This is a genomic window from Candidatus Phytoplasma stylosanthis, assembly GCF_032886435.1.
Lineage (GTDB): Bacteria > Bacillota_I > Bacilli_A > Acholeplasmatales > Acholeplasmataceae > Phytoplasma > Phytoplasma stylosanthis.
In genome coordinates this window covers 3,194-4,893 of the sequence record NZ_JAUZJP010000021.1, presented here as the reverse complement: position 1 = coordinate 4,893, position 1,700 = coordinate 3,194, and the positions used below count along the sequence as shown (strand labels likewise).

The window sequence follows — 1,700 nt, the reverse complement described above, 5'->3', positions numbered from 1 at the left end:
ATTTTATTAAATTTATATTAATTTATTTCTTTGAAAACTGAAGATGATATAATATTTTTTTATTTTTAAAAGACAAGTTTTTTTATTAAGATTAAAAATCTTAAAACAAAGAGTTTGATCCTGGCTCAGGATGAACGCTGGCGGCGTGCCTAATACATGCAAGTCGAACGAAAACCCCTCAAAAGGTTTTAGTGGCGAACGGGTGAGTAACACGTAAGTAACCTGCCTTTAAGACGAGAATAACAAATGGAAACATTTGCTAAGACTGGATAGGAAACAAAAAGGCATCTTTTTGTTTTTAAAAGACCTTTTAACAAAGGTATGCTTAAAGAGGGGCTTGCGCCACATTAGTTAGTTGGTAGGGTAAAGGCCTACCAAGACTATGATGTGTAGCTGGACTGAGAGGTTGAACAGCCACATTGGGACTGAGACACGGCCCAAACTCCTACGGGAGGCAGCAGTAGGGAATTTTCGGCAATGGAGGAAACTCTGACCGAGCAACGCCGCGTGAACGATGAAGTACTTAGGTATGTAAAGTTCTTTTATTGAAGAAGAAAAAATAGTGGAAAAACTATATTGACGCTATTCAATGAATAAGCCCCGGCTAACTATGTGCCAGCAGCCGCGGTAAGACATAGGGGGCGAGCGTTATCCGGAATTATTGGGCGTAAAGGGTGCGTAGGCGGTTAGTTAAGTCTATAATTTAATTTCAGTGCTTAACGCTGTTTTGTTATAGAAACTGGCTAGCTAGAGTGAGATAGAGGCAAGTGGAATTCCATGTGTAGCGGTAAAATGTGTAAATATATGGAGGAACACCAGAAGCGTAGGCGGCTTGCTGGGTCTTTACTGACGCTGAGGCACGAAAGCGTGGGTAGCAAACAGGATTAGATACCCTGGTAGTCCACGCCGTAAACGATGAGTACTAAGTGTCGGGATAAAACTCGGTACTGAAGTTAACACATTAAGTACTCCGCCTGAGTAGTACGTACGCAAGTATGAAACTTAAAGGAATTGACGGGACTCCGCACAAGCGGTGGATCATGTTGTTTAATTCGAAGATACACGAAAAACCTTACCAGGTCTTGACATACTCTGCAAAGCTATAGAAATATAGTGGAGGTTATCAGGGATACAGGTGGTGCATGGTTGTCGTCAGCTCGTGTCGTGAGATGTTAGGTTAAGTCCTAAAACGAGCGCAACCCTTGTCGTTAGTTACCAGCACGTTATGGTGGGGACTTTAGCGAGACTGCCAATTAAAAATTGGAGGAAGGTGAGGATTACGTCAAATCATCATGCCCCTTATGATCTGGGCTACAAACGTGATACAATGGCTGTTACAAAGAGTCGCTGAAACGTGAGTTTTTGGCTAATCTCAAAAAAGCAGTCTCAGTTCGGATTGAAGTCTGCAACTCGACTTCATGAAGTTGGAATCGCTAGTAATCGCGAATCAGCATGTCGCGGTGAATACGTTCTCGGGGTTTGTACACACCGCCCGTCAAACCACGAAAGTTGACAATACCCGAAAGCAGTGACTTAACTTCGCAAGAAGAGGGAACTGTCTAAGGTAGGGTTGATGATTGGGGTTAAGTCGTAACAAGGTATCCCTACCGGAAGGTGGGGATGGATCACCTCCTTTCTAAGGAAAAAAATCATCTTCAGTTTTGAAAGACTTAGATTATATAAGTTTTTCTTTTAGGTAA

1 rRNA gene is annotated in these 1,700 nt (G+C 42.3%); it reads left to right on the top strand.

Annotated features, from left to right (window positions below):
* Window positions 1-102: 102 nt before the first annotated feature.
* Window positions 103-1,636, top strand: a 16S ribosomal RNA gene (locus Q8777_RS02270).
* Window positions 1,637-1,700 lie beyond the last annotated feature (64 nt).